At 57.7% G+C, this 25,342-nt stretch carries 24 protein-coding genes; 16 read left to right on the top strand and 8 right to left on the bottom strand.

Features of this window, described 5'->3' with window-relative positions; genetic code table 11:
- The first annotated feature begins 123 nt into the window (after nt 1–123).
- Nucleotides 124–1,524: an MFS transporter gene (locus ACYVIT_RS18450; protein ID WP_460478277.1), complete on the top strand. Its 1,401-nt coding sequence runs from the start codon at nt 124–126 to the stop codon at nt 1,522–1,524.
- A 378-nt stretch (nt 1,525–1,902) separates the two neighbouring features.
- On the opposite strand, the gene ACYVIT_RS18445 is transcribed toward ACYVIT_RS18450, so the two are convergent.
- Nucleotides 1,903–2,661 carry a GntR family transcriptional regulator gene (locus ACYVIT_RS18445; protein ID WP_415806750.1) on the bottom strand — a complete coding sequence of 253 codons (759 nt, stop codon included), beginning with the start codon at nt 2,659–2,661 and terminating at the stop codon, nt 1,903–1,905.
- Nucleotides 2,662–2,968: 307 nt separating this feature from the next.
- On the opposite strand from ACYVIT_RS18445, the gene ACYVIT_RS18440 reads away from it, so the two are divergent.
- The 9 genes from ACYVIT_RS18440 (at nt 2,969) to ACYVIT_RS18400 (ending at nt 12,472) form a co-directional block, all read left to right on the top strand.
- A complete protein-coding gene (locus ACYVIT_RS18440; protein WP_415806751.1) occupies nt 2,969–3,820 on the top strand; it encodes an ABC transporter ATP-binding protein in 852 nt (283 codons plus the stop codon).
- Between the two features lie 5 nt (nt 3,821–3,825).
- Nucleotides 3,826–4,641, top strand: coding sequence for a class II aldolase/adducin family protein (locus ACYVIT_RS18435; RefSeq protein ID WP_415806752.1), 816 nt, complete (start codon nt 3,826–3,828; stop codon nt 4,639–4,641).
- Nucleotides 4,642–4,643: 2 nt separating this feature from the next.
- Entirely contained in the window at nt 4,644–5,528 is an 885-nt protein-coding gene (locus ACYVIT_RS18430; RefSeq protein WP_415806753.1) for a TauD/TfdA dioxygenase family protein, read from the top strand.
- A gap of 97 nt (nt 5,529–5,625) precedes the next feature.
- A complete protein-coding gene (locus tag ACYVIT_RS18425; RefSeq protein WP_415806754.1) occupies nt 5,626–6,645 on the top strand; it encodes an ABC transporter substrate-binding protein in 1,020 nt (339 codons plus the stop codon).
- The gene (locus tag ACYVIT_RS18420) at nt 6,642–7,418 is read left to right on the top strand and encodes an ABC transporter permease (RefSeq protein ID WP_415806755.1); all 777 of its coding nucleotides are present in this window, start codon (nt 6,642–6,644) and stop codon (nt 7,416–7,418) included. Before ACYVIT_RS18425 ends, ACYVIT_RS18420 begins: the two co-directional genes overlap by 4 nt.
- Nucleotides 7,415–8,173 (top strand): ABC transporter permease, encoded by a 759-nt coding sequence (locus tag ACYVIT_RS18415; RefSeq protein WP_415806756.1) that lies wholly within the window; start codon nt 7,415–7,417, stop codon nt 8,171–8,173. The genes ACYVIT_RS18420 and ACYVIT_RS18415 overlap by 4 nt, the downstream gene beginning before the upstream one ends.
- On the top strand, nt 8,157–9,137 hold the full coding sequence (locus ACYVIT_RS18410; protein ID WP_415806757.1) for a cupin domain-containing protein: 981 nt from the start codon (nt 8,157–8,159) through the stop codon (nt 9,135–9,137). Before ACYVIT_RS18415 ends, ACYVIT_RS18410 begins: the two co-directional genes overlap by 17 nt.
- A 186-nt stretch (nt 9,138–9,323) precedes the next feature.
- Entirely contained in the window at nt 9,324–10,820 is a 1,497-nt protein-coding gene (locus tag ACYVIT_RS18405; RefSeq protein WP_415806758.1) for a serine hydrolase domain-containing protein, read from the top strand.
- Between the two features lie 95 nt (nt 10,821–10,915).
- Nucleotides 10,916–12,472: an ABC transporter substrate-binding protein gene (locus tag ACYVIT_RS18400; RefSeq protein ID WP_415806878.1), complete on the top strand. Its 1,557-nt coding sequence runs from the start codon at nt 10,916–10,918 to the stop codon at nt 12,470–12,472.
- Nucleotides 12,473–12,522: 50 nt separating this feature from the next.
- Here ACYVIT_RS18400 and ACYVIT_RS18395 read toward each other — a convergent pair whose 3' ends face one another.
- Nucleotides 12,523–13,575 (bottom strand): ornithine cyclodeaminase, encoded by a 1,053-nt coding sequence (locus ACYVIT_RS18395; RefSeq protein WP_415806759.1) that lies wholly within the window; start codon nt 13,573–13,575, stop codon nt 12,523–12,525.
- Between the two features lie 121 nt (nt 13,576–13,696).
- On the opposite strand from ACYVIT_RS18395, the gene ACYVIT_RS18390 reads away from it, so the two are divergent.
- The 6 genes from ACYVIT_RS18390 (at nt 13,697) to ACYVIT_RS18365 (ending at nt 19,226) form a co-directional block, all read left to right on the top strand.
- Complete coding sequence (locus ACYVIT_RS18390) at nt 13,697–14,122, top strand: Lrp/AsnC family transcriptional regulator (protein ID WP_415806760.1); 426 nt, start codon at nt 13,697–13,699, stop codon at nt 14,120–14,122.
- Between the two features lie 140 nt (nt 14,123–14,262).
- Complete coding sequence (locus ACYVIT_RS18385) at nt 14,263–15,150, top strand: alpha/beta hydrolase (protein ID WP_415806761.1); 888 nt, start codon at nt 14,263–14,265, stop codon at nt 15,148–15,150.
- A gap of 15 nt (nt 15,151–15,165) precedes the next feature.
- Nucleotides 15,166–16,110 (top strand): ABC transporter permease, encoded by a 945-nt coding sequence (locus tag ACYVIT_RS18380; RefSeq protein ID WP_415806762.1) that lies wholly within the window; start codon nt 15,166–15,168, stop codon nt 16,108–16,110.
- Nucleotides 16,107–16,931: an ABC transporter permease gene (locus ACYVIT_RS18375; protein WP_415806763.1), complete on the top strand. Its 825-nt coding sequence runs from the start codon at nt 16,107–16,109 to the stop codon at nt 16,929–16,931. The genes ACYVIT_RS18380 and ACYVIT_RS18375 overlap by 4 nt, the downstream gene beginning before the upstream one ends.
- Complete coding sequence (locus ACYVIT_RS18370) at nt 16,928–18,571, top strand: ABC transporter ATP-binding protein (protein ID WP_415806764.1); 1,644 nt, start codon at nt 16,928–16,930, stop codon at nt 18,569–18,571. The genes ACYVIT_RS18375 and ACYVIT_RS18370 overlap by 4 nt, the downstream gene beginning before the upstream one ends.
- 34 nt (nt 18,572–18,605) lie before the next feature.
- On the top strand, nt 18,606–19,226 hold the full coding sequence (locus tag ACYVIT_RS18365) for a GntR family transcriptional regulator (RefSeq protein ID WP_415806765.1): 621 nt from the start codon (nt 18,606–18,608) through the stop codon (nt 19,224–19,226).
- 45 nt (nt 19,227–19,271) lie between these two features.
- On the opposite strand, the gene ACYVIT_RS18360 is transcribed toward ACYVIT_RS18365, so the two are convergent.
- The 6 genes from ACYVIT_RS18360 to ACYVIT_RS18335 form a co-directional block, all read right to left on the bottom strand.
- Nucleotides 19,272–20,054 carry an ABC transporter permease gene (locus ACYVIT_RS18360; RefSeq protein ID WP_415806766.1) on the bottom strand — a complete coding sequence of 261 codons (783 nt, stop codon included), beginning with the start codon at nt 20,052–20,054 and terminating at the stop codon, nt 19,272–19,274.
- Nucleotides 20,038–20,805, bottom strand: a complete 768-nt coding sequence (locus tag ACYVIT_RS18355) for an ABC transporter ATP-binding protein (RefSeq protein ID WP_415806767.1) — start codon at nt 20,803–20,805, stop codon at nt 20,038–20,040. The genes ACYVIT_RS18360 and ACYVIT_RS18355 overlap by 17 nt, the downstream gene beginning before the upstream one ends.
- Nucleotides 20,802–22,148 carry an acyl-CoA thioester hydrolase/BAAT C-terminal domain-containing protein gene (locus ACYVIT_RS18350; RefSeq protein ID WP_415806768.1) on the bottom strand — a complete coding sequence of 449 codons (1,347 nt, stop codon included), beginning with the start codon at nt 22,146–22,148 and terminating at the stop codon, nt 20,802–20,804. The genes ACYVIT_RS18355 and ACYVIT_RS18350 overlap by 4 nt, the downstream gene beginning before the upstream one ends.
- Complete coding sequence (locus ACYVIT_RS18345; RefSeq protein WP_415806769.1) at nt 22,145–23,221, bottom strand: ABC transporter substrate-binding protein; 1,077 nt, start codon at nt 23,219–23,221, stop codon at nt 22,145–22,147. The genes ACYVIT_RS18350 and ACYVIT_RS18345 overlap by 4 nt, the downstream gene beginning before the upstream one ends.
- 81 nt (nt 23,222–23,302) lie before the next feature.
- Nucleotides 23,303–24,829: a class I adenylate-forming enzyme family protein gene (locus tag ACYVIT_RS18340; RefSeq protein ID WP_415806770.1), complete on the bottom strand. Its 1,527-nt coding sequence runs from the start codon at nt 24,827–24,829 to the stop codon at nt 23,303–23,305.
- An 85-nt stretch (nt 24,830–24,914) separates the two neighbouring features.
- A complete protein-coding gene (locus ACYVIT_RS18335; protein WP_415806771.1) occupies nt 24,915–25,340 on the bottom strand; it encodes a PaaI family thioesterase in 426 nt (141 codons plus the stop codon).
- Nucleotides 25,341–25,342 lie beyond the last annotated feature (2 nt).

The following is a 25,342-nucleotide window of genomic DNA, read 5'->3' as shown; positions in this document are numbered from 1 at the left end:
TACAGAAAATATACAGGAATGGCAGTTCACAAACAATTTCGTAGGCGTCACCATCTCGCCTGTCAGTCAGTCGGCCCATTCCGGGCAGTCGCACTTTAATTGGCCACGACAGGCTCACCGCCCATGAATACCTTGACTTATGCATCCCAGCCAGCGGCGCTTGATTCGCGCCGCTGGCTGGCCCTCGCTGTTCTGTTGATCGGCACAATGTTGCCGCCGCTGGACTTCTTCATCGTCAATGTGACGCTACCCGCCATCCGCGCCGACCTGCAAGCATCTTCCGATGTCGCGCAACTGGTGATCTCGGTCTACGCCGCGGCCTATGCTGTCACGTTGATTTTGGGAGGGCGTCTTGGCGATCTCTATGGGCGAAAGCGAGTTTTCGTCGGCGGTATTTTTGGCTTTGGCGTGGCGTCAGCGTTGTGTGGTTTGGCGCCGTCGCCAGGCGTGCTCGTTGTCGGGCGACTGCTGCAAGGCATATCGGCGGCCATCATGGCGCCGCAATCGTTGGCATCGATACACGCCCTTTTTCCAGCAAGCGAGAAGAATCGCGCACTCAGTCTGTATGGAGCGACGTTCGGCTTGGCTTCTGTGGGGGGGCAACTGCTGGGGGGCGTACTGGTTTCAACCAGTCCGTGGGGGCTAGGCTGGCGCAGCGTTTTTCTGATCAACCTCCCCATTATTGTCGTCGCGATCCCCGCTGCGCTGGCGCTGCTTCGTGAGAGTCGGGCAGAGCGTTCCGCTCGCCTGGACGTGCCGGGGGCGTTGCTGCTAGCGTCCGGTTTGCTGGCTTTGGTGGTACCCCTCGTAGAAGGACGAGAGCACCACTGGCCGTGGTGGTGCGTCGCTCTGCTCTGTTTGAGCGCGCCATTTTTGTGTGTCTTCTGGTGGTATGAAAAAAGACAAGAGCTCGCTGACAGAACGCCCTTGGTCTTGCCCTCGATTCTGGCGGCTCGCGGACTGAAACGCAGTCTGGCAGCAGCATTCTTTTTCTACTCTCTCGCGGCGTTCTTCTTTGTGTTTGCGGTGTACGAACAGGCCGGTTTGGCTAATGATGCATTGGCAGCCGGCCTGGCAATCCTGCCGCTCGGCATTGGCTTTTTCCTGGGGCCGCTATGCGCTCCACCCATCGCCCGGCGGCTGGGTTCGCGCACTGCAGCGTTTGGCATGATCCTGGAAGCCCTTGGTCTGGTCATGGTCGCCGTGTTGGCCTGCATCGATGCATCGTCTTGGCTCGTCTTTCCTTTGTTCCTGATTGGCGCTGGACAAGGCATCGCATTACCTGCACTGGTTCGCCTGAACGTGGACCAGGTTGACACACGTTGGGCTGGGCTTGCTTCCGGTTTGGTCACTGCCACTTTTCAGATTAGCGCTGCGGTAAGCGTCGCGATAATTGGTGGTCTTTTCATCGCGATCGCGCCTGACGGCGCAGCCGCTCATGATGTGCGGCTCGGATTTGCCGTGGCTTCATTGGCAATAGGCGCGGCACTGGCACTGGCGGCAGGACTAAGTTGGAAACGATAGCAGGTACCGACATCTTATAAAGGCAATACACATGAAAGATCAAACCCCTTTTGCGCCGTGGCAGATTTCGCCTGTGAGACGCGTCATGGTAGTAGCCTTCTGCTCGATTTCGATGACCGCGTCAGCCGGGTAACTCCGCCAGCGAAGTTTGGCAATTCAAGGCGTCGCGCTGAGGTATTTGCGCTGCAATAGAAGCAGAAATGATATGGACGCCGTCCACAAAGAACAACGCTCTATTGGCAATATGTTCAAGGGCATAAAGATATGCGCATGCAGAGATCGGCCTTTCGGTTTGGGATGTGAGCAGCGCCGCGTTGCGTAATGCAAGTCGTCTTTAATGTTCCGTGATTTTGGTGCTTGCGGCCGATATGCAGGAATCTATCCGGCCGTTTCAGACGCGGAACCTTTTGGAAACAGGGCGATGAAATCCAGCAGTTTCTCGCCCAGCAGGTTCACGTGTCCGCGCATCGCGTTGGCTGCGGCGTCTTCTTCGCCTTTGACAATGCAACGCAAGACTTCTGCATGTTCGCTGATGGTGCCCTCGCGACGGCTGGGTTTGTGGGTGACCAGTCGCCGATAGGCGCCGATGCGATTACGCAGCGCCCTCGTTTGCTCAGCCAGGAATTCGTTTTGCGAGGCCTCGTAGATCAGCTCGTGAAACTGCCGGTTCACGTCATAGAACTCTTCGACTTGATCGGTGTTCGATAGCGAAATCAAGGTCTCGTGCAGACGATTGAGCTCGGCAATCTGTGCGGGTGTGATCCGCCGGGCCGCCATGCGTGCGCATAGGCCTTCCAGTTCTGCCATGACCTGGAACATTTCCACGAGTTTGTGAGCCGACAGCGTGGCCACCGTAGCCGGTTGGCGGTTGCGTATCTGAATCAGGCCCCCTGAGGCCAGATGGCGCAGCGCTTCGCGCACCGGTGTGCGAGACACCTGGAATCGCTCGGCAAGCTCGACTTCATCCAGGCGGGTGCCTGGGCTGAGTTCGCCCGAAAAGATTTCGGCCTCCAGGGTTTGTTGAATCTGCTCTGAGCGGTTCTGAACGGGTTTCATGTCGGGGCGGTGATGAGGCAATACGGTGCGCGTCGAAGACTGTCCGGATGTTTTTGCGGACGACAAGAAGTCTACCTTCACTTGGGTCTCTCTAAACAAGGGAGCGAGTCGGCGGGCTCGTCGGATGATTGTTGGGGCAATGTGTGCAGCTATTTTAGCTACTAATGTATACAAGAACAAAAGCGTGGGATGCACATGTCTGAACAATATATGCACCAAGGATTGCACCGAAAAAGAGCCATTTCCAAAGGAAAAATCCAAGTTCTCTATGTGAAAAGGTTGGCATGGGTATTGCTTAAGAAATCGTAGACGGCAGTTTTTATGCTGACGATCGCATTAAGAAATACACATAAACAGACTTTGCATACATATAAATATGGACTCACTCATGCCCGACAGCCGTACCGTCGCCGTGCAATACGACGTTGAAACAGGCGGGCGTGCGCCGCTGTTGGCGTTGGCCGGCGTGTCTAAAACATTCGGCAAGACGCGTGCGTTGAGCGATCTGAGTGTGTCCATCACCCCCGGCGAGTTCGTGACCGTTGTAGGCCCCAGCGGCTGCGGGAAAAGCACGCTGTTCAATATCGTTGCCGGTTTGGAAGAGCCCGATGAGGGCGGGCGCATCGAGTTCCTGGGTAAACCATGCAAAGCCCGTGACCTGTTGGGCAAGGTGTCCTTCATGCCGCAGCGGGATCTGTTGCTGCCCTGGCGGACCGTGATCGATAACGCCATCCTGGCTGTGGAACTGGAAGGCGCCCGCCGTGCCGATGCGCGCCGCGCGGCCCTCGATATGTTGCCCGAATTCGGTTTGGCGGGGTTCGAAAAACAGTATCCGCACGAGCTGTCCGGCGGGATGCGTCAGCGCGTCGCCTTGATGCGGACGTTCATGTTCAACCGCGATCTGATGTTGTTGGATGAGCCATTTGGCGCGTTGGATGCCTTGACGCGCACGATGATGCAGCGTTGGCTGCTCGACGTCTGGCAAAAGCATAGGCGCACGATCTTGTTCATCACTCACGATGTGGACGAGGCGATCTTTCTCGGGGATCGCGTGCTCGTCATGACGTCGCGGCCAGGACAAGTAAAGATGGAGCAAGTGGTGGCTCTGCCCCGCCCACGCCGTGCAGATATCGTCACTTCCGCCGAATTCATGAAACTCAAGCGTGTATTGCTGGAGGCGATTGAGGAAGAAAGTATGAAGTCCTTTACCGCCAGCGAGCGCAGCAAAGGAGGGCATTGAACGCCATGATGAATATCACCTTAGCGCCTGTTCAATTGACGTCCGACACGGTCGAGCTTGGCCGAGAGCAGTATGGCGAAGCCGAATGGGAGGCCCGTGTGTCCCTTGCCGCCTGCTATCGGTTGGTGGCGCAATTGGGCTTGGACGATTTGATTTACAACCATATTTCCTTGCGCGTACCCGGCACTGACGATCAGTTTCTGATTAATCCGTATGGCATGCTGTTCGAGGAGATCACAGCATCCAGCCTCGTGCGTATCGATGTCCATGGCCGAAAGCTCTGTGATTCGCCTTACCAGGTCAATGCCGCAGGTTTCGTCATTCACGGCGCGATTCATCAAAGCCGCCATGATGCAGTCTGCGTGCTGCACACGCATTCGGATGCCAGTATTGCTGTCTCTGCCCAGCGGGACGGCTTGCTGCCGCTGTCGCAGTTCGCGATGCGCTTTTATCAGCGCCAGGCGTTTCACGACTACGAGGGCGTGGCGATCGATCTGGACGAGCAGGAGCGATTGATTGCGCATTTCGCTCAGCATCCCGTCATGCTGATGCGCAATCACGGCTTGTTGACCGTGGGGCGTACACCGGGAGAGGCCTTCATGCTGCTGTATTACTTCGAGCGCGCGGCCCAGATACAGCTGCAGATGCAGGCCTCGGTGGCAGGCGGGGCGGGCCCCCTGGTGTTGCCTTCTCACGAGGTCTGCGAAAAGGCCGCCAGACAGTTCTGGGAAATGAAAGGCGACATCCTGGTGGCGGGCGAGCGCGAGTGGCCTGCTTTCATTCGTCAATTGGATCGTCAGGATCCTACCTATCGGAATTAATCATGCTTTCCACATCGCTTCTGTCTACGCTCGAGGAACCCTTGACGTTGAATACCCGTCCGCTGCATCCTGGTTTTGGCCTGGAGGTGTTGGATCTGGACTTGTCATCGCCAGATAGTGATAACGCCATCGATGCATTGGTCGAGGAATTGGACAAACACTCTCTCATCCTGGTGCGCAATCAGACACTGTCCAATGAGCGTCATGTCGAGATAAGCCGTCGATTTGGTCCCTTGATGACACACGTACTCAAGCAGTTTCTGACGACGGGTTTGCCTGAAATTTATGTGCTGTCCAATGTGAGCGAGAATGGGAAACCCATCGGTAACCATAAGGAAGGCTGGAACTGGCACTCGGATCTGTCATATATGGCCGAGCCCAGCATGGGGTCTTTGCTATATGCCGTAGAGGTGCCACCGGAAGGCGCCGACACCCTGTTTTCGAGCATGCATTTGGCCTACGAGGGGCTGCCAGCAGAAATGCAGAAACGCATTCGAAACCTGCGCGCTACCCACTCGTACGCAGGCTACTACGGCAAGGCCTTTGCTGACCGTGCACCGTTGACCGACGAGCAGAAGGCACGTACGCCAGACGTGATCCAACCCGTGGTACGCACGCATCCCACAACGGGACGGCTGTCCCTGTATGTGGGGCAAGACATCGTCAAGTGCATTAATGATCTGCCTGAAGACGAGTCGGATGCGTTGTTGGCGGAACTGAACGCGCATGCCATCAAGGACGAGTTCGTATTCCGTCACCGCTGGCAGCAAGGCGATCTGATCCTGTGGGACAACCGTTGCACCATGCATTGCGCGACGCCCTACGACGACAACAAATATCGGCGGGTCATGCATAGAACGACAGTGGCGGGCTCGCGGCCATTTTGAGTTGACGGTTGCCAATGGCGATCTGATTCGTAATAGAGGGGAAAGTCGCTTTGGCCCTTCCTCCAGTCTTTTGTGTAGTGCTTGCCGGGATTCCATCATGAACAAACGATGCACATTGGCAGTATTGGCAGCTTCGGCTACGTTGGGTCTGGCTGCATTGGCGCCTTTTACGGCCCAGGCGGCAGATCTGATGAAAGCGACGTTGCGCTTGAAATGGCTGCCGCAGACGCAGTTTGCGGGCTTTTATTACGCCTTGGAAAAGGGATACTACAAGGATGAGGGCATTGACCTGACCATCAATCCCGGTGGCCCCAATCTCCTGACCGAGAACCTGGTGGCGACCGGCGCCGATACGTTCGGCCTGTCTGGCGGCACCGATAGCGTGATGGCGGCGATCGACAAGGGCATGCCTATTGTGTCGATAGGCGTCTCGCATCAGGTAACGCCGTTCGTTTTTGTGACACGTAAAGACGGTCCCGTTAAAACGCTGAAGGATTTTGAAGGTAAGAAAGTGACCGCGTGGTTCACCGGCGCAAACTATGTGTTGTTTGGCATGCTGGCCAACAATGGCGTGGACCGCAGCAAGGTCGATATCCAGCCGCAACAAGTCAGCGTCACGCCATTCGTCAATGGCGATGTCGATGTGGCTACCGCCACCTGGTACAACGAGCTTTATACGATCAAACAACGCATGGGGGCGGATAATCTGCGCACGTTCGTGGCCGAGGATTATGGTGCGACTTTCCCTCGCGATACGTTGATTGTGTCCAAGAAAACGGCGCAGGAACAGCCTGAGTTGATTACGAAATTCCTGCGCGCGTCCATCCGAGGGTGGCGCGATGCCATGACGCATCCCAAGGACGCGGTCGACGCGGTGATGAAGGTAGCTCCCACCCTGGATCGCGCCCATCAGGAATTCATGCTGACCGAGGCCTATCGTTTGATGACGCAAGGGCAGGCCAAGACCGAAGGATTGTTCTGGATCGATCCAAAGGCAATCCAGGCGACCGAGGCGTTTTTGCTCAAGAACAAGGTCCTCACCAAGCCCGTCGATGTCGCCGCCGTATTTGACGGGCGCTTTCTAGAGGCAATCCCGGTCGAGGAGCGCCGTCCATGAGCCGTGCGAGCGCGATGTTCAGGTCGTGCACGCTGACAGTGTTGCGTGGGGCGGCAGCTATCCTGGTCGCCGCTGCACTATGGGAGGGCGTGGTGGTGGCAGGCAATATCAAGCCGTACTACCTGCCGCGCCTGTCGGACATCGTCATGTCCATCGTTTCAGTGCCGGATGCCTATATCGCGGGGTTTCTTCGAACGATGAGCGAAACGTTGCTGGGTTTCGCGATGGGTGTGGTGGTGGGCGTGGCCAACGGCGTGTTGTTCAAGCAGTCGCGCGCCCTACGTGAGGTGATTTTCCCTCTGTTTGTGATTTCGCAGACGATACCTGTCATCGCATTTGGCGCCGTCGTCGTATTGTGGTTCGGGAACACCATATTGGCGAAAGCGTTGATCGCGTTCTACTTGACCTTTTTTCCTGTCACCGTGAATACGTTAAATGGCATGGACGCGGTTGATAAACGGCAGGTCGATCTGCTGAGGAGCTTCGGCGCAACGCGCTGGCAGCTGCTGTTTCGCCTGGAACTGCCCGCTGCTTTGCCGCAGATTTTCGTGGCGTTGAGGTTGGCGTGCACATTGAGCTTGTTGGGCGCGATCGCCGGGGAATGGTTCGGGGATACCACAGGGCTGGGGGTGTTGTTGTTGCAGGCGATGTACAACGAGCAGGTCATTGCCCTATGGGCGGCTATCCTGATGTCAGGATTGCTGGGGACGTCGTTCTATGGGCTGGTCGCATTAGCAGAGCGTCGAGTGGTTTTCTGGAGAAGCGAGCTGTGAACCTCAATCGTTTACGTCCGTCGAGGGCGACTGCGCGTGCACTGATGGGGCTGGCCGGCGTTGCGATATTGTGGGAAGCCTCAGCGAGAGTGTTTGACCTTCCCGCTTATGTGTTGCCGAGCGTCAGCAGTATTCTGGCCGCCATCGTGGACCAGCGAACATCTTTGGGTCATGCCGCTGCGCTGACGCTGATGGAGGCAATAGGCGGATTTTTCCTGGGCTCGGCCGGGGGAATGCTGTTGGCAGTGATATTGACGATGTTGCCCGCCTTTCGCCGTGTATTGCTCCCCACGGCGACCGCGTTGAATTCCGTGCCTGTAGTGGCCTATGCGCCCTTGATTCTGCTGTGGTTTGGCATCGGTCCTGAGTCCAAGGTCATCATGGTTGCACTAGCCGTGGGCTTTACGGTGTTCTTGCACGCCTTGGCTGGCCTGGATCGCGTGGACCAGAGAGCGGTCGATCTGATGCGCAGTTTCGGCGCCGATCGTGCCGCTATTTTGTGGCGGCTGCGGGTGCCCGCCGCGATTCCCCTGACGGCGGCTGGCATGCGGGTCTCGACTGTACGCAGCATGATCGTAGCTATCGTTACCGAAATGCTAGGGGCCACGGGCGGTCTGGGGTGGACGATATATCAAGCGGTACTGCAGATTGATTTCGTTCAAGTATGGTCCGCGATATTTGTGGCGTCGGCAGCGAGTCTGATTTTCTTTGGCACGATTAATTTGCTGGAAAAGCGCTATGTCTTCTGGAAGTAAGCCTCTGCACAGTCCATCCATGGCCGCGCTTGGCGTAGGGACGGCGAGCCGCCCGGAATCTGCTGCCGAGCGCCGTGCGCGTTACTTTAACTCGGCTAATGCGTTCAACATCCATTTGCCTGAGGTGCCGGCTGGGATTTTTTCGGAACCGGTGAGGATGGCTCTACAGGCCGATACCGAGACAGGTTATGTCGAGTGTGATCAGTCGCAAGCCCTGGCGACCTCGTATCCCGCCACGACGCCGTTCATGTTGGCCCGGTACGCGCGCGTTAATGCGGGCGATACTCTGGAGGCAGATTTCGCCGCCAGCGGCTCTATTTGGTATGTGATGAGCGGAACGCTACAGATTGCCGATTTGGCGGGCGAGGCCGATCAACGGCTCTTTGCCGGCGATGTGCTGTATTTGCCGGCGGGAAAACACCACTTGGCTAACGCTGGCGACGTTGCCTGCGTGGCGTGGCTGGTGACAGACGAGCCGATGCTGGCGCATCATGGGTTACAGGCGGCGCCCATGGCATCGCCGTGTCATGAGGCAGGGGCGGTTATCTTTCGGGCCCATGATATTGCGGATCAGATAGAGACGATTTATCGAACCACGCCAGATGCCGGCACGTCGGGGATGGCGGTGGTTTTTTCTGCACAAGCACATGAAAGCAGCCGCAACTTGATGACTAATTTGACGCTGTCGTTAAACACCTTGCCTGCACATTGTCATCAATCTGCGCATCGGCATAACTCGGCTGCGTTGACATTAGTCGTAGCCGGGCATGGCTGCTATTCCCGGGTTGACGGGCAGACGTGCCCTTGGACAATTGGCGCAACATTGGTGACGCCGGCGGGGGCTGCGCATTCGCATCACAACGATGGGGATGCGCGTGCGGCATTCTTGATCGTGCAGGATGGCGGACTGTACTATCAGGCCCGCACTATGGGGTTCGAATTCCTGGCTGCGGATGCAGATTGATCGCCTGACGGCTTGCCGCACGCGCTTGTAGCGCATAAACAAAGAGCCCACCGTTGCCGGTGGGCTCTTTGTTTTCAGCGGCATGTTGTTTTTGCCGACAGCGGCGCGGTTTTGTGAATAAAATTGGCGCCAAAATGTGTTACCGTAATGACATATCCAAACGACCGCCCCATAGAGAGGTTACGCATGCAGAGTACGAACGTCGAGGATGGCCGGTCTGACGCCGTTCCTGGCGCAACAGAGCTGGCTTTCGACGATGGTTTACTACGTGCAGCCCCGTCGTCGGTGGGAATAGACGGGGATCAGATCATCCGTTTCCTCGATCAGCTGGAGTCCGCCGGGTTGGATGTCCATAGTTTCATGCTGCATCGACAGGGCAAGGTCGCCGCCGAGGGGTGGCGTTGGCCGTATCGCTCTGACCGGCTGCGCGTCTTGCATTCAGTGGCCAAGAGCTTTACCGCTTGCGCCATTGGTTTGGCCATTGGCGAAGGGCGACTGAGTCTCTCGGACAAGGTAGTGAACTTTTTCCCTGATGAGGTGCCTACCGATCCCAGCGAATGGTTGCAGGCCATGACAGTGCGCGATCTGTTGACGATGCGTACAGGACACGCCCAGGGGGTGTCAGGCGCTGTATGGCGGAATATTGCCAGTAGCTGGACCGCGGAATTTTTCAAAATACCCCTGGTTTACGCGCCGGGCACGCGGTACGTCTATACCAGCGCGGCCAGTTACATGCTATCGGCTATCCTGACCAAAATCACCGGGCAGACATTACATGCCTATCTGAAGCCGCGCTTGTTCGAGCCGCTGGGTATCCGTGATGAGCGTTGGTCGGTGGGGCCTGATGGCATTAATCCCGGGGGCAACGGTTTGACGGCGCGGACTGCCGATCTGTTAAAGCTGGGTCTGCTGCATGCTCAGGGTGGGCGATGGAATGGCTCGCAGATTTTGCCGGAACGCTGGGTACATGACTCCACGCGTGCTCAAGGCGGACCGGATAGCACCTATGGTTATCACTGGCAAATACGGCCGGCAGGCGCCTACAGCGCCATAGGTGTATTCGTCCAGCTGGTCACGGTCTTTCCCGAGCATGATGTCACATTGGCCATCACGGCGGCCATAGACAAAAGCGCGACCTTGCTGCCTTATGTGCAGCAATATCTCGTGCCTGCCTTTTTGGCAGCGCCGATGCCGGATGCCGCGGCGGATGGCCGCCTGGCTCAGCGTCTGCGTGTCTGGCAGGCCGAGCCTTCGGCGCCGTCTGCGGGGTATTCAGACCAGCAAGGCACGGTAGCTGGGAAAAGCTACGTCATTGATCCCAATGCCGCAGGGGTTGAATCGATCCGGCTCATATTTGTTGACGGTGAATGCCGCTTTCAATTGACCGACGCCAATGGGTCACACGAGATACGGGCCGGTCTGGGACAGTGGATAGAGTCTGTCACGAGCATGCCCGGGCAGGATTTGCATCACGGTTATACCTTTGATCGAGAGCCCGTCGTTGCAATGGCGCGATGGGCCGGCGCGCACACATTGGAGATGACCTGGATTTTTCCGCAAACGGCTTTCAAGGACACGGTGGTGTGCACATTCGATGGTGATCGAATGACGGTACAGCGCAGCGTCAACGTGAATAGCGGTTTGTTGCGCCATCCCGATCTGACCGGGATGGTAAAGCGCTGAGGCCCCGGTGCCTCAAGCTCGCTCTATCAATGGGGGAAGGCAGATGACTCAACATACTCAACAACAGTTATCGAGGGAGTAGAAAGATGAGCACTATGTCAAAGTGCATGACCGCCGCGTGTCTGGCTCTCGTCCTGGGTTCGACAGCATATGCTGCTACGCCGTTGCGCATCGCCTTGACGGCAGATATCCGGTCGACGCAGCCCGGGGTGAATCGCGACGCGAATAGCGATACTGTTGTGCAGCATATCGTCGAAGGACTGGTAGCCTTTGGTGAGAACGGTGACGTCAAGCCACAGCTCGCCGAATCGGTGCAAATCAGCGAAGACGGCAAGACCTACACATTCAAGCTGCGGCCGAACGTGAAGTTCCACAACGGCACGACGCTGACGTCGGCGGATGTGCTGTGGACTTGGCAGCATTACATGGATCCCAAGACCGGCTGGCGCTGCCGAACAGAATTCGATGGCCGTGATGGGGTGAAAGTCGAAGACGTGCAAACTCCCGATCCGGATACCGTGATATTCAAGCTGGAACGGCCCAATGGCCTGTTTCTGAACAGCCTGTCGCGATTGGACTGTGGTGGCGCCGGCATTTTGCATCGTGACTCCGTACGCGCAGACGGGACCTGGGATCATCCCATCGGCACGGGTCCATTCGAGCTCAAAGAATGGCGGCGCGGAGAATATATCAGCCTGGAGAAATTCAAGGACTATGCCAATCGCACGGGGCCAGAAGGCGGTGTGCGAGACGGGTTTACCGGGTCCAAGCGTCCGTTGGTCGACGAAGTCCGTTTTGTCATCATTCCTGACGAATCGACCATCAAGCTGGCCCTGCAACGCAAAGACATAGACATCATTTCCGATCTGTCCAACACCGATGTGCCGGAAATGCAGAAGTCGCCCGGTATCACTGTGGCGCATGCCGATACGTTGGGAATGACCGGTGTGCTCATTCAGACTCGTGATGCCGTATTGAGCAATGCAAAGCTGCGCGAAGCGATTGCGCACGCGATTGATTATGTGCAGTTGGCCGATGCGGTGAACGAAAAGCTCGCGCCCTGGAACAATTCCATCGTGCCCTTGGCTTCCAGCTACTTTGATGATGTGCAGAGAAAAGGCTGGGCCTATGATCCTGCGTTGTCGCAGAAACTGCTGCAAGAATCCGGTTATCAGGGGCAGCCGATTTCCTTGATCGCCTCCAGGCGCTACGCACAGTCGTATAACGCGGCGGTATTGGTACAGGCCATGCTGCAGTCGGTCGGAATCAACGTACGGTTGGATGTCATGGAGTGGGGCGCATTGCAGGACCGCTACGTGACAGGGAAATATCAGATGCTGGTGCAACCGTACTCACCGCGCATGGACCCAGCGCAAAGCTATGAAGCCGTGTCCGGAGACAAGGCGACGCAGCCGCGCAAAGTATGGGACGACCCACAAGCCATCAAATTGATCGAACAGGCGGCGCAGGAATTGGATCGAGAGAAACGTAAATCGATCTTCGATCAATTGCATGGCATGTTTCTGAGCGACATCCCGACTATCCCTCTCTATAACGGCGCGGACGTCGGGGCATTCCGTGACAGTGTGGAGGGCTATAAGCCGTGGGCGCTGCGTAAGCCCAGAGCCTGGGAAGTGAGCAAGAAGGAGTAATTACTTCAGGTTGCGGCCCTGTCTGGCAGCGCCGCAACCTGCCTCGTGATTTACGCAGCGCGTCGAGCAGGTGCCTGACGCTCGGTCTGAGCGACCAGCGTGGCGTACAGATTTCTGGGGTCTTGCAATTCGGGGATCAGTGTCGCCTCTTGGCCGATACCTTGTTCGCGCGCTTCGGTATACAGTACACGCAAGGCGGAGTAATCCTCCATGGCAAAGCCGACTGAGTCAAAGACGGTGACTTCATCAGTGCTGGTGCGGCCTTTGACCTCCTGGCGCAGCACTCTCCATAATTCTGTGACTGGAAAATCAGCGGACATTTGCTGGATGTCGCCCTCAATGCGGCTTTGAGGTTCAAACTCTACAAAGGTCGACGCCTGAGCCAGGATGTCACGATGTAGTTCGGTCTTGCCAGGGCAATCTCCGCCGACCGCGTTCAGATGCATGCCGGGCTCGATCATTTCGGGTGTCAGAATGGTGGCATGGGTTTTGTCGGCGGTGACGGTGGTCACGATGTCGGCACCACGTACGGCCTGGGCCGCGCTATTTGCGACGATCACTTTTAGGCCGGCCGTCGGGGCGAGATTGTCGATCAGTTTGCGAGTCGCTGCGGCATCGATGTCGTAGACACGCAGCTCGGAGATACCTAGCAGGTGATGAAAGGCCAATGCCTGAAACTCGCTTTGCGCGCCGTTGCCAATCAAGGCCATCGAACGTGAGTTGTCGCGTGCCAATGCGCGGGCGGCCATGACAGAGGTGGCAGCGGTACGCAGCGCGGTGGTCAGGGTCAACTCGCTGATCAGTAATGGTTTACCCGTGGATACTTCCGCCAGGGCGCCAAAAGCCATGACAGTAGGCAACCCCGACAGAGGATTTTTGGGATGGCCATTGACGTATTTGAAACTGTACAACTGAGCATTGGCCACAGGCATCAGTTCGATCACACCGTGCGGCGAGTGCGCTGCCGGCCGGGCGGACTTATCGAATTCCGGCCAGCGCAGGAAGTCGTCATGGATGGCTTGTTCCAATTGCCGCAGAAAGCCAGGCAGCGTTCGTCGTTGGATCAGGGATACTACATCGGGAGTGGTCAGCAATAATGTCATGGTTTGCTCCGTTGTTCATACCTGAAATTCTGATGCGTATCACTGTCAAGAAATAGTCTGCATCCCGTACAGAAAACCACGATAAGATGCCAAACTGGCACCAAGAATTGACGAAATGAGAATGGACGATCTCGATCAACGATTACTCGGATTGCTGCGAGCCAACGCAAGAGAGTCGGTGGCGACGCTTGCCAAGCGTCTGGACGTTTCACGCGGCACCATCAATAACCGTATCGCCCGTCTGGAAGCCGAAAACATCATTGTCGGCTATACGGTACGGTTGCAACCCGATGTGCAGCCCGCGCAAATATCGGCATGGATGAGTATTGCCATCGATGGCAATGAGACTCGTCGAGTCATCAGCGTATTACTCGGCGAGCCCGGCGTTGCGGCGTTGCACGACACGAATGGGCGTTGGGACCTGTTGGCCGAATTGCGAGCGCAGAGCATTACCGAAATGTCGGAGGTCCTGGAGCGCGTACGGCTCATCAAAGGGATCGCGGCGACTGAGACTAGCCTGCATCTGAAGAGCTACAAGGCCGGGTAATCAGGCGCTGGAATGGTCTCGCACTGATTCTTTTCTTGTCATCGATGGATTTATCCAACTAAAATTGGCGCCAATTTATGCATAAATAAATAATGCCCGGTGCCAGCCCGGCGATGTCATTTGCTCATTCGAGGATGTCCATGCTTGTTCCCGTTACCAATACTGACCGCGCTCGTGCGCTTTACGATCTAGGCAAGGCCACGATATTTGCGTCTAAAAGCGATCCGCGCTTTTCGTATTGCATGTATGTACCGCCGCACATTGACATCGCCGAGCATCCGATGGAACTGGTGGTGATTGTGCATGGCACGGGCCGTGCTTTTGTCGAATATCGTGACGCGTTTGCCGAGTTCGCGCGCTGGAATGACTGCATTGTGTTGTGTCCACTGTTTCCTGTCGGCGTATTGGGCGACGGCAACCGCGACGGCTTCAAACAGATCAAAGAAGGCGAGCTGCGCTATGACCATATTCTGCTTGATATGGTGGATGAAATAGGGGCGAAATTCGGCTGTGACTTCAGCCGCTTCGCGCTGTTTGGCTATTCCGGCGGCGGACAGTTTGTTAACCGATTTGCGTTGCTGCATCCCGAGCGTCTGTGGACCGTGTCCATCGGTGCGCCAGGATCGGTGACCTTGCTCGACGCCGATCGTGATTGGTGGGTCGGGGTGCGCGATATGGAACAGCAGTTCGGTAAAGCTTTGAATATCGATGCTTTAAAGCAAGTAGCCGTGCATATGGTGGTGGGAGCCGCCGATCTCGAAACATGGGAAATCACGCATCAAGAGGGCGGAAAGTTCTATATGCCGGGCGCTAACGATGCCGGCAGCACCCGCCCTGCACGTCTGGAGAGCTTGCGTCAATCATTCGTGCGCGCAGGTATCGATGTCAAGCTGGATATTGTCGAGAACGTGCCGCATGAGGGATTGCTGTGCGTGGATACGGTACAGGACTTCCTTGCCAATGCGCTGAAACAGCGGCGTGCCGCCATAGTGGGCAAGCAGCCCGCAGATAGAAACGACAACTCATGATAATGGAGTAGCGACATGCTGCGTTTTTGTCTTGCTCGGATTGTCATGGCCATTCCCACGCTTGTCATCGTGGCTGTCGCCGTGTTTGTCCTGATCCGCCTGATCCCAGGCGATGCGGCGCAATTGATGCTGGGTGATCTGGCGACCCCAGCGGCATTGGCGGATTTACGCGCCTCGCTAGGACTGGATCGCAGCTTGTTTGTGCAGTTCGGTATCTGGGTCGGCAACCTGCTATCTGGAGATCTGGGGATATCCATCAGTACCGGCCAGCCGGTCCTGCCGTTGGTGTGGGACCGGTTTCTGATAAGCGCCCGCATAGTGGTGGCCGCCGTGTTCTTTGCCAGTGTCGTTGCGGTGCCCGCCGGCATGATAGCGGCCTGGAGGCAGAACCGGACGCCCGATCTGGTACTGGTGAGTGCGGCCACCCTGCTGGTGTCTATTCCTTCGTTCTGGCTGGGCTTGCTGCTGCTGATCTTCTTTGGCGTAAAGCTGGAATGGCTGCCTGTCGTCGGGTATGTGGATATCGGTACTGACTGGCGATCGGGATTGCTGTATTTGGTGATGCCGATATTGACGCTGTTTCTGCATGAAATCGGGGTATTGATGCGCATGTCGCGAGCCAGCACGCTGGAAGTACTGCGTCTGGATTACATCACCCACGCCCGTGCCAAAGGATTACGTGAATCCTCAGTGATGATTCATCACGCTTTTCGCAATGCATTTGGTCCGACTTGGACGCTCATCGGTTTGGTGATGGGAAATTTGCTGGGGGGTATTGCGGTGGTCGAGACGGTATTCACGATTCCGGGTCTGGGCCGTCTGCTGGTCGATGCCATTTTTTCTCGTGATTATCCCGTCATTCAGGGTTGCCTGTTGTTTGTGGCAGTGGTGTATGTCGCGGTGAACCTCGTCATTGACCTTTGTTATCCGTTCTTTGATCCCAAGGTGGCGGCAGAATGACCAAGAGAAAATTTCCCGCAAACGCGGTGATCGGTTGTGCGATCGTCGGCGTGATTGTGCTGATTGCGTTGATTGGTTCGGTGTGGACACCGCACGATCCATTGCGGATCAATTTTGCTGCACGTCTGAAGCCGCCTGGCGGCGAGTTCTGGCTGGGGACGGACGAGTTCGGCCGGGATGTGCTCTCCCGATTGATGGCCGGCGCGACGAGCAGTGTCTGGATCAGTCTGACCACGGTGGCATTGGCCATTATCGCCGGCACGATTATCGGAGCGATTACCGGCTTTGCACGAGGGTGGACGGATCGAGTGATTATGGCCTTTAACAACGCCTTGCTGGCGTTTCCCGGTCTGTTGTTGGCGCTAGGGCTATTGGCTATCGTAGGGGCGAATAAATACGGCATCATTTTGGCGCTGGGACTGGCCTATACCCCCTCGGTAACCCGCATCGTGCGTGGCACGGTGTTGTCGTTGCGAGAGCGCGAGTTTATCGAATCCTCTCGTGTGCTGGGCAACTCCGAGACCTACACGATGTTCAGGCATGTATTGCCCAACTGTGTGGCGCCACTGACCGTGCTGGCGACATCGATGTTCGGGTGGGTCATTCTGTCAGAAAGCGCGCTGTCCTTTCTGGGCTTGGGAGTGCCGCCTCCCGCACCTACCTGGGGCAACATGCTGGCCTCGGCGCGACCCTTCCTGGCGCAAGCCATCTACCTGTCCATATTGCCGGGCGTGTGTATCGCCGTGGCATTGTTGGGTATTAACCTGCTGGGTGACGCCGTGCGCGACAGACTGGATCCCCGGATGAGGAGTGCGATGTGAATCCCTTGTTGTCTGTGGCCGATTTGAGCATCGCGGTAGGCCAGGGCGGACGTGAAATCGTCCAGCGTGTTTCTTTCGAGGTCGCTCCTGGCGAGCGGGTAGGTATTGTTGGGGAATCGGGCAGTGGAAAAACGCAAGCAGCCCGCGCCGTGATCGGATTGACGCCCGCTCCTCTCGTGCAATCCGGTGGTTCGATCCTCTTTGATGGTATTGATATTGCCAAGGCCGACGCCGCGACACTGCGCACCCTGCGAGGGGCTCGTATCGGCATGGTATTTCAGGAGCCGATGACCTCATTGAATCCATCGATGTCGATCGGCCGTCAGCTAGATGAGGGCGTGGCATTGCATCGCCGGGATCTGGACGTGAAGGCACGTACTCAGCGCATCCTGAGCATGCTTGCGAGAGTGGGCATACGGGATCCGCAGGCGGCCATGCAGGCCTGGCCCCATGAGTTTTCGGGCGGTATGCGGCAACGAATGATGCTGGCATCCGTCATGCTGTTGGAGCCTGCGCTGTTGATTGCGGATGAGCCCACTACGGCGCTGGATGCGGTGGTGCAACGCGACGTGCTCGAATTGATGGGCGCTTTGGCCCGCGAACAGAATACGGCCCTCTTGATGATCAGCCATGATCTGCCAATGGTGGCGTGCTACACCGATCGCATTGTGGTGATGGAAAAAGGCCAGGTCGTTGAGTCGGGTGATACGCCGTTGATTCTGGCCGCGCCACGCCATCCTTATACGCGCAAACTATTGGACGCGATGCCCAGGCGTATGCCTGCTCGCCCTCCTGTGGCCGAGGCCCCACTGGTCGAAGTGCGTAATCTGGTGGTGGATTATGCCGGGCGGCGGAGATTGTTTTCCCGATCGGCGGGGATGCGTGCCTTGAAGGGGATCGATCTGCAGGTGCGCCCGCGCGAGGTGGTCGCCGTTGTGGGGGGATCGGGATCGGGCAAGACGACGTTGGGGCGCGTGATAGCGGGTCTGCTCAAGGCGTCGTCAGGCGAGGTGCGGTTTCGGGGGCAATCCATTCGGCGAGGCTCGCCTGGGTGGCGCGATTATCGAATGAACTGCCAGATGGTGTTTCAGGACCCGTATTCGTCGTTAGACCCCCGCATGACTATCGGTCAACTGGTTGGCGAAGGACTGCGTTTTATGCCCCAGTTGGACGGGCGAGCGAAGCGCATGCGTCTGGATGAGGTATTGACGGAGGTGGGCCTGGGGTCGGAGTACGCCTCACGTTATCCGCACCAGCTCTCAGGAGGGCAACGGCAACGGGTGGCCATCGCACGTGCCGTGGTGCGCCGGCCTGCGTTTGTCATTGCCGATGAGCCGGTATCCGCATTGGACGTTACGGTCAGGGCACAGGTGCTGTCATTATTCGCGCAATTGCAGGAAAAGCACGGGTTCTCCTGCCTGTTCATCAGCCATGATCTCAGCGTGGTCGAGCAAGTGGCCGACCGGGTCATTGTCATGCGCGAAGGGGAAATCGTAGAGCAGGGCGGACGCGACGGGATTTTCGACCAACCTCGGCATGCCTATACCCGGCGCCTGTTACAGGCGATCCCCGCCTTGGCGCCCAATGGGATGGGAGGGGTGAGTCTGCGTTGGCGTCTGGAGGGGGAACCTTCAGATTAAAATGTGTGCTTTAGGCAAATCGCGGGAGTAGCCGATGTCCAAATCGGTTGGAGAAAAAGTCGATCTGGCCGACCGTATCGCGCAAGACATCCAGGCAGGAGTTTTCAGTGCGGGCTCCTGGCTGAAGCAGATCGATCTACAAGAGCGTTACGATGCGACTCGCCTGGAGGTGCGTCGTGCGCTGGATCAGTTGGCGAGCACACGGGTGATCAGCCATGTCCCCAACCGGGGTTACCATGTGTTCGAGCGTGATGTGACACGGGACGAGCAGGTTCGCGACATACGTAAATTGCTGGAAGTCGCGGCGGTCGAGGACCTGATGCCGCATATCACCAAGGCTAAACTGACCGAACTGCGTACGTTGGCCGAGCGTTTTCAGGGGTTGCTGGTATCTGGCACTGTGCTCGATCTGTACGAGGTCAACATGGCGTTTCACACGGCCATGTACGACATGTGCCGCAATAGAGAGTTGGTGGCGCTGATCTACGAATTGCGCAAGCGCGGTCCGGCGGCTCCCGCGCGTGAGTGGGTGACTCACCAGCGTATCGTGCAGTCGGCCAAAGAGCACTTCGATATTGTCGATGCGATGGAGTCTCGCGACCTCAAGCGGGTACAGAAAGCCGTGCGCGCGCACGTGGGGCAGGACATCTCCTGAGTGCGCTGCGGTGCGACGGCGGGCATCGGGACCGGCGGCTCAGAATCACCGGCCCGTTTTTTCGGATCGCGCTTCCCAGAAAACCACGCGACGATGGATCGCCCGCATGATCAATGAACCTGTCAAGCCAATCGCAGCAAGCAGCAACACGCCAGAGAACATGGTTGCCAGGCTCATGCTGACGGACGCCGAGGCGATCAAGTAACCCAGGCCTTGCTGTGCGGAAAGAAACTCGCCGACGACTGCGCCGATCAGAGCAAGCGAGACACCAATCTGCAACCCTGAAAAAATTTCCCCTGATGCCGCAGGTAGTTTGACGTGCAGCAGCAGATACAGGCGTGAGGCGGAGAAAGCGCGGCATGCATCGAGCAGTTCGGGATCGGTGCGCTTGATGCCGTTGACTGTGTTGACGAACAGTGGGAAAAAGCAGACCAGCGCTACCAGTACGACTTTGGATGCCATGCCAAAGCCGAACCACACCAGAATAATCGGGCCCAGGGCCACTTTGGGCATGGCCTGCAGGCCGATCAGCAGCGGATAGAAGAATCGTTCAAAGGTGCGCGACTCTGCCAGCAATGCGCCCATGATTATCGCCAGGCTGCATCCTATTGCGTAACCACTGAGCGTTTCCCCAAGCGTCGTCGCAATGTGCGGCCAGAGTTCTCCGGAAATCAGCCCGTGGTACAGCGCGGAAAATACGGATGCTGGCGGTGGCAGCAGATAATCGGGGATGGTGAAAATCTCGATGGCCATGTGCCACACCAGGACCAATACAGCCAGGCTGATGAGCGGATAGAGAAACGCAGTGATATCAAGTCGCTTGAGCATGGGTGAAATGGCGTCGCAAGTGATGGCAGGCTGCGGTGAAGTCCGCGTCGTTCAGGGTCTCGAGGGTGCGCGGTCGGGGCAGGCCTGGACGGTAGTCTTCGATAATGCGTCCTGGACGGGGCGACATGACCAAGACGCGATCGGCGAGAAAGACCGCCTCTGGAATGCTGTGCGTAATGAACAATACAGATTTTTTCTGTGTGCTCCAGATGCGCTGAAGCTCTAGCGTCAGTGCTTCGCGGCTCAAGGCATCCAGCGCAGCAAAGGGTTCGTCCATGAGCAACAGATCGGGATCGGGCAGCAACATGCGAGCGATCCCCACACGCTGCTGCATACCGCCAGACAGTTCATAGGGATAGTTGCCTGCAAAGCCTGACAGACCGACGAGCTCCAGCAATTGCTGAGCTCGCTCACGAGCAGGCGCCTTGGGCAGCTTTAGCATCGTGGCCGGTAGCAGCACATTGTCCAGGACGGTCTTCCACGGCAGGAGATTGGGTTTTTGAAACACGACACCCGCGCGGCGGCTCGGTCGAGTAATACGTTCGCTACCCAGCCGCAGTTCGCCTTCTGTGGCGGGCAAGAGGCCGGCGGCCAGTTTCAATAAGGTCGATTTGCCGCAACCTGATGGACCCAGCACTGCGACAAACTCCCCCGCCTCGATCTGCAGATTTATGCCTTGCAGAGCCTGAATGAGACCCGTGCGAGTGGGATATGTCAGCCCGACATCGCTCAGGCTCAGGCTCGCGCTCATTGTGCCCCCTGGCCGGACTGCCGAGCGGTCTGGATTTGCGAGTCTCGGTGTGCGCGTATGGCTGCACGGAGGAAATCATGGGCACGAGACCAGGACGCGGTATTGGCGCGCGCATTAGCCTCGGGCGTGCCGCCGCCGGTCAAGACCACCTGTGCGACGGGATGGGGTTTGGCAATCAGGGTCGTGGGCAGGTTGGGTAACCCTATCGCATGGCCCGCCCCATCGCTGCGCACATGCTCGACTGGCCAGGCGTGGTGATGCTCGCGCAGCGTTTTTTGGATCTGTTCGCTGTACCAGGAGGACGGCCAAAACCCATCATCTGTACCCGAGATCAGCATGATGGGGCCACGGATCCGCTCGACCGGAATGCGTGCAGCGGCTACTGCGTCCTGATTGCGCATCGGGGTGTGAAAAGCGGGTTCCTGGCGTACGGCTTCGCCGTTTTTCGGGCGTTGATGGAATGCACTCCAGTCTGCCTGGCCGTTGTTCTGCCAGACGTTGGGCAGGGCTTTGCCTTGCCAGGTCCATACTGGTGAGTCCGGGGCCTGGCCCGGCTCGCCGGCCCGCAGCGTACCGTGAATCACCGAGCTGGGGACATAGGCGATGGTGGCGTTGATCTGATCGGGAAAGCGCGAGGCCAACAGCAACGACAGTTCGCCGCCGCGCGATTGGCCCGTGATGGCGACAAAGCCATTCTGCGGTTGCAGATGCTGATGCACCCAGGCCAATGCGTGTTGAAAATATTCCAGCGGCATGTTCCCGATGCTGTCGGGCAGGCCCGGCACCTTGAAGTAACCCAAGGCGAATGCCGTGTAGCCATGGGCCGCATACAAGGCGGCCCGCTGTTTTGGTATCCCGCCACCCGATCCGCTCATGACGATGATGACAGGGTGGGGGCCTTTCGCACCCGGCGTAAACAAGGTGCCCACCAGGCCGGACTCTGAAATCTCGCGCCGAGTGACGTTATCTACGACAAATCGTTGTATGAGCTCGGCGTGTGCGGTTTGGCCTTGGGCGTTCCGGGCCGATAGCCGTATGGTCAGCGTTTCGGTTTCTTCGGAGCGTGTGGCGTCGGTGGGAGGCGATTGACGTTGCAGTGACCACACGGTCGCCATGGCGTCTGCGACAGCCCAGTCACCATGCTGCGGCGCTTGAGCGTCTAAATCTACGATCCCATCGGTGCCCACCACAAAAGCTGCCGCGCTGCGCCAGAGGCTGCCATCAGGATGCGTCAAGGTCGCAACGAGTTGTACCGGACCTGGCTGGAATCCGGCCAATTGAATCCGTCTGCGTACGTCGACGGCGGCATCGCCAGGGCTGACGTTAATGCGTGGGTGACTCATTTCGCGCTCCGGGCCTGCTGGCGTACTGCCTGCGCATCGAAATCATTGATTTTCGAAATCAGATCGTTTGAAAAGATGTTGTTGATGGGGACCTCGGCCGACGGATATTCGCCTGCGTTTGCCATGGCTTGAATGCCGGCTTGAATCGCTTTCAAATCGTACTGGCCGGGCACGCGGGGCTGGCCATCGGGTTTGTTGAGCACGCGGTTCAGGCGGCGTGACAGCAGTGTGGTCGCATCGGCCAACGCGCGCGCAGGATCCGCGTCTGCGGGCTTTGCTTGGGGATTCGCGCGCCAGAACGCCTGCACGCAATATTCCGGGTTCGCCTGGCAGGCGATTTGGGCCTTGGTGTAGGCGCGGGCAAAGCGGACCAGCAAGTCGGGATGATCGCGGAAATTATCGGTGTGGGTGATGAATCCATTCCCCGCCGTCTCGCTGAAGATCTCGGGATAAGCAATGCGGCGGATCTTGGTGCCAGACATTTCCAGCATATCGTTCCAGCTGCTATTGAAATTCAATGCATCGACGCGACCTGTTTTGAGTGCCTGGAAGCCCGAAGCCAATGCGCCTACCGCGACGTATTGGACATCTTTGCCAGGGGTGAGTCCTGCCGTGCGCAAGGCGGCACGTCCGCCGGGAATGGTGCCCCACGTCAGCGCGCCTACGCCGATCTGCTTGCCTTTCAGATCGGCAATGGTTTTGATCGGGGAGTCCGCGAGCACTGCGAATTCCATCGTATTGGATGGCACGCCGTTATAAAAATAGCGTAGTGGCAGAATGTCTTTGCCGCTGAAATAGCTGGAGATGATGGGCTCAGACGTCGGGTAGCCAAAGGTCACGCGTTTGCTGGCGACTTGAGGCAACAGTGCACCTGCGCCTTGAAAGACGATGGTTTTGACGTCCAGATTCTCTTGTTTGAAGAATCCGAGTTCCTGCGCGGCGGCATACGGCGCGCCGTCGTGTACGGCGGGCGGGATGGCCAATGCAACCGTGACTTCGTCCAAAGCATGCGCGACGGAAAAAGGAGCGATTGCTGTTAGAGCCGTCATCAAGCTGATCAACGTAAAACGCATGGTGAGTCCTTTTAATCTAAACGGTCAGCGATACACGAGTGTCTGTATCGCGCTATCAATGACAGGGTGGCGTGTGCAGGATCAGTTCACATGTTGAGGATCCATGCTCAGCCGCCTCGCAGCTTCTGCCAGCAATTGATGACGATCGATCTTGTTCGTCGAGGCTAGAGGCAGGGCGTCGACGAACCAGACCTGACGGGGGTGCTGATAGGCAGGCGCGTTTGCCAATGCATACTGTTTGATCTGTTCGGTGTCGGCATGTTGGCCGGCACGCAAGACGATGAATGCGACGGGTTTGGTGCCTTTGATGTCATCGTCGACGGGCACTACCGCGGCTTGCTGAACGGCGGGATGCTGTTCGAGCATTTTTTCGACTTCACCGGGGTAGATGTTTTCCCCACCGCTGACAAACATATCGTCGCGCCGGCCGACAAAATAATAGAAACCGTCTGCATCGCGGCGAAAGACGTCGCCGGTGATGTAATGACCGTCGGAGGTGAATGGCAACGCCAGATCGGGGCGTTGGTGATACCCCTGCATCAAGCCTGGGCTGCGCAACGTCAGAATGCCTTGTTCCGACCCATCGCCAGGCCCCGGCATCAGTTGTACCGAGACCGCGGGATGCGGATAACCCACCGACATTGCCGGCGTGGGCAATCCTGCTGGATGGGGGCCAAATACGACGGGGCCGCCTTCGGTGGTGCCAAAGGCATTGATGACGCGTGCGGCCGGAAACATGGCGTGAATCTGTGTCAGCAGGCTGGCGCTGACCGGGGCTGAGCCCATGCGGATGACTTTAACGGATGACAGATCGGTGCGCGCCAGCAGATCGCGTTCGCGCAGCATCATCGCAATCATGGGCGGGACGGCGGTCAGCCAGGTGCAGCGATAGGTGCCGATGGCATCGATGTAGGCTGCGGCGGAGAACTGAGGCAGCAAGACCGTCGTCGCATGGCTGGCCAATGACAGGAAAGCCAGCGCCAGCGCATTCATGTGATAAAGCGGCGCAGCGATTAGCGCACGTTCGGCTGTCAGAGGGGTTGCCTTCTGCCTTGTCTCGACCGTCCACCACTGGCCCGCGTGGGATAGCCGTACACCTTTGGGTTTGCCGGTGGAGCCGGACGTATACAGCATGAGCGCCGTATCGTCATGGCCAGGCGTATAGGAGGGCGCATTGCCCTGCTTACGCCAGGCGTCGAACTCGGACGTATTCAGCGCCACGCTGGGAATATGGCCGGGAATGGACGCCGCGCGCGCCTGATCATGCAGCACCAGGCGCGCACCGCTGTCCTGTAGTACATACTCGATCAGCGCTGGCGGAAATTTGAAATTGACCGGTACTGCAATCAGTCCGGCGCGCATGATGCCCAGCACCGTGGCGATATAGGGCACTGAATTCGCAGCGAGGACAGCAATGCGATCGCCGGTTTGAAAACCCTGTGCATGCAGGGCCTGAGCAACGCCGCGCGCGATATCGTCGACTTCAGCATAGGTATATTGCCGCGCAGCCTCGGGCGATCCCACTTTGCCATCCAGTCCTATCAATGCGATTTTTTGTGGATCGGCTTTGGGGTCTATCAGATCACCGAGGTTCTTCAGAGTAGTCATGATACGGACGGCGTGGCAATGGGAAAGAATTCGAGGCTGAGTGGGATGGTGCGTCCGGCGCCTTGGCCCCGGACGCACCTCTGCATCAGGCCTTGGGCTTGGGCGTGGAATAGGCGCCGCGGCCGCTGGCCAGCAGTTTGCCGTCGGCGTCGTACACGTAGGCTTCTGCAATCGAGACCTGCGAGCCGAATTTGATGACTTTGCCTTTGGCGTGCAGATCGCCACGCAATGCGGCACGGTGGTAATCCACGCGCAGGTCGATGGTGGGCACGCCGCGTCCGGTTTGCGACACGAGTGCCCAGTCGGCTGTCAGATCGACCAAGGCTGCAAGAATGCCGCCGTGGGTGTAGCCGCCTTCGGGGTTGACGACCCATTCTTCGCGCCATTTGGCGGACAGTTCGATTTCGCCCTCAGAGACGGACAGGACCTCGATGCCCAGCCACTCGTGATAAGGGCCGCGGCGCAAGCGGGCCTGGATGTCTTCTTTGGTGGGGAGTGTGGTTTCGCTCATGA

The sequence above is a fragment of the Bordetella muralis genome, from assembly GCF_054781015.1.
This window is presented reverse-complemented; position numbering and strand designations above follow the sequence as displayed.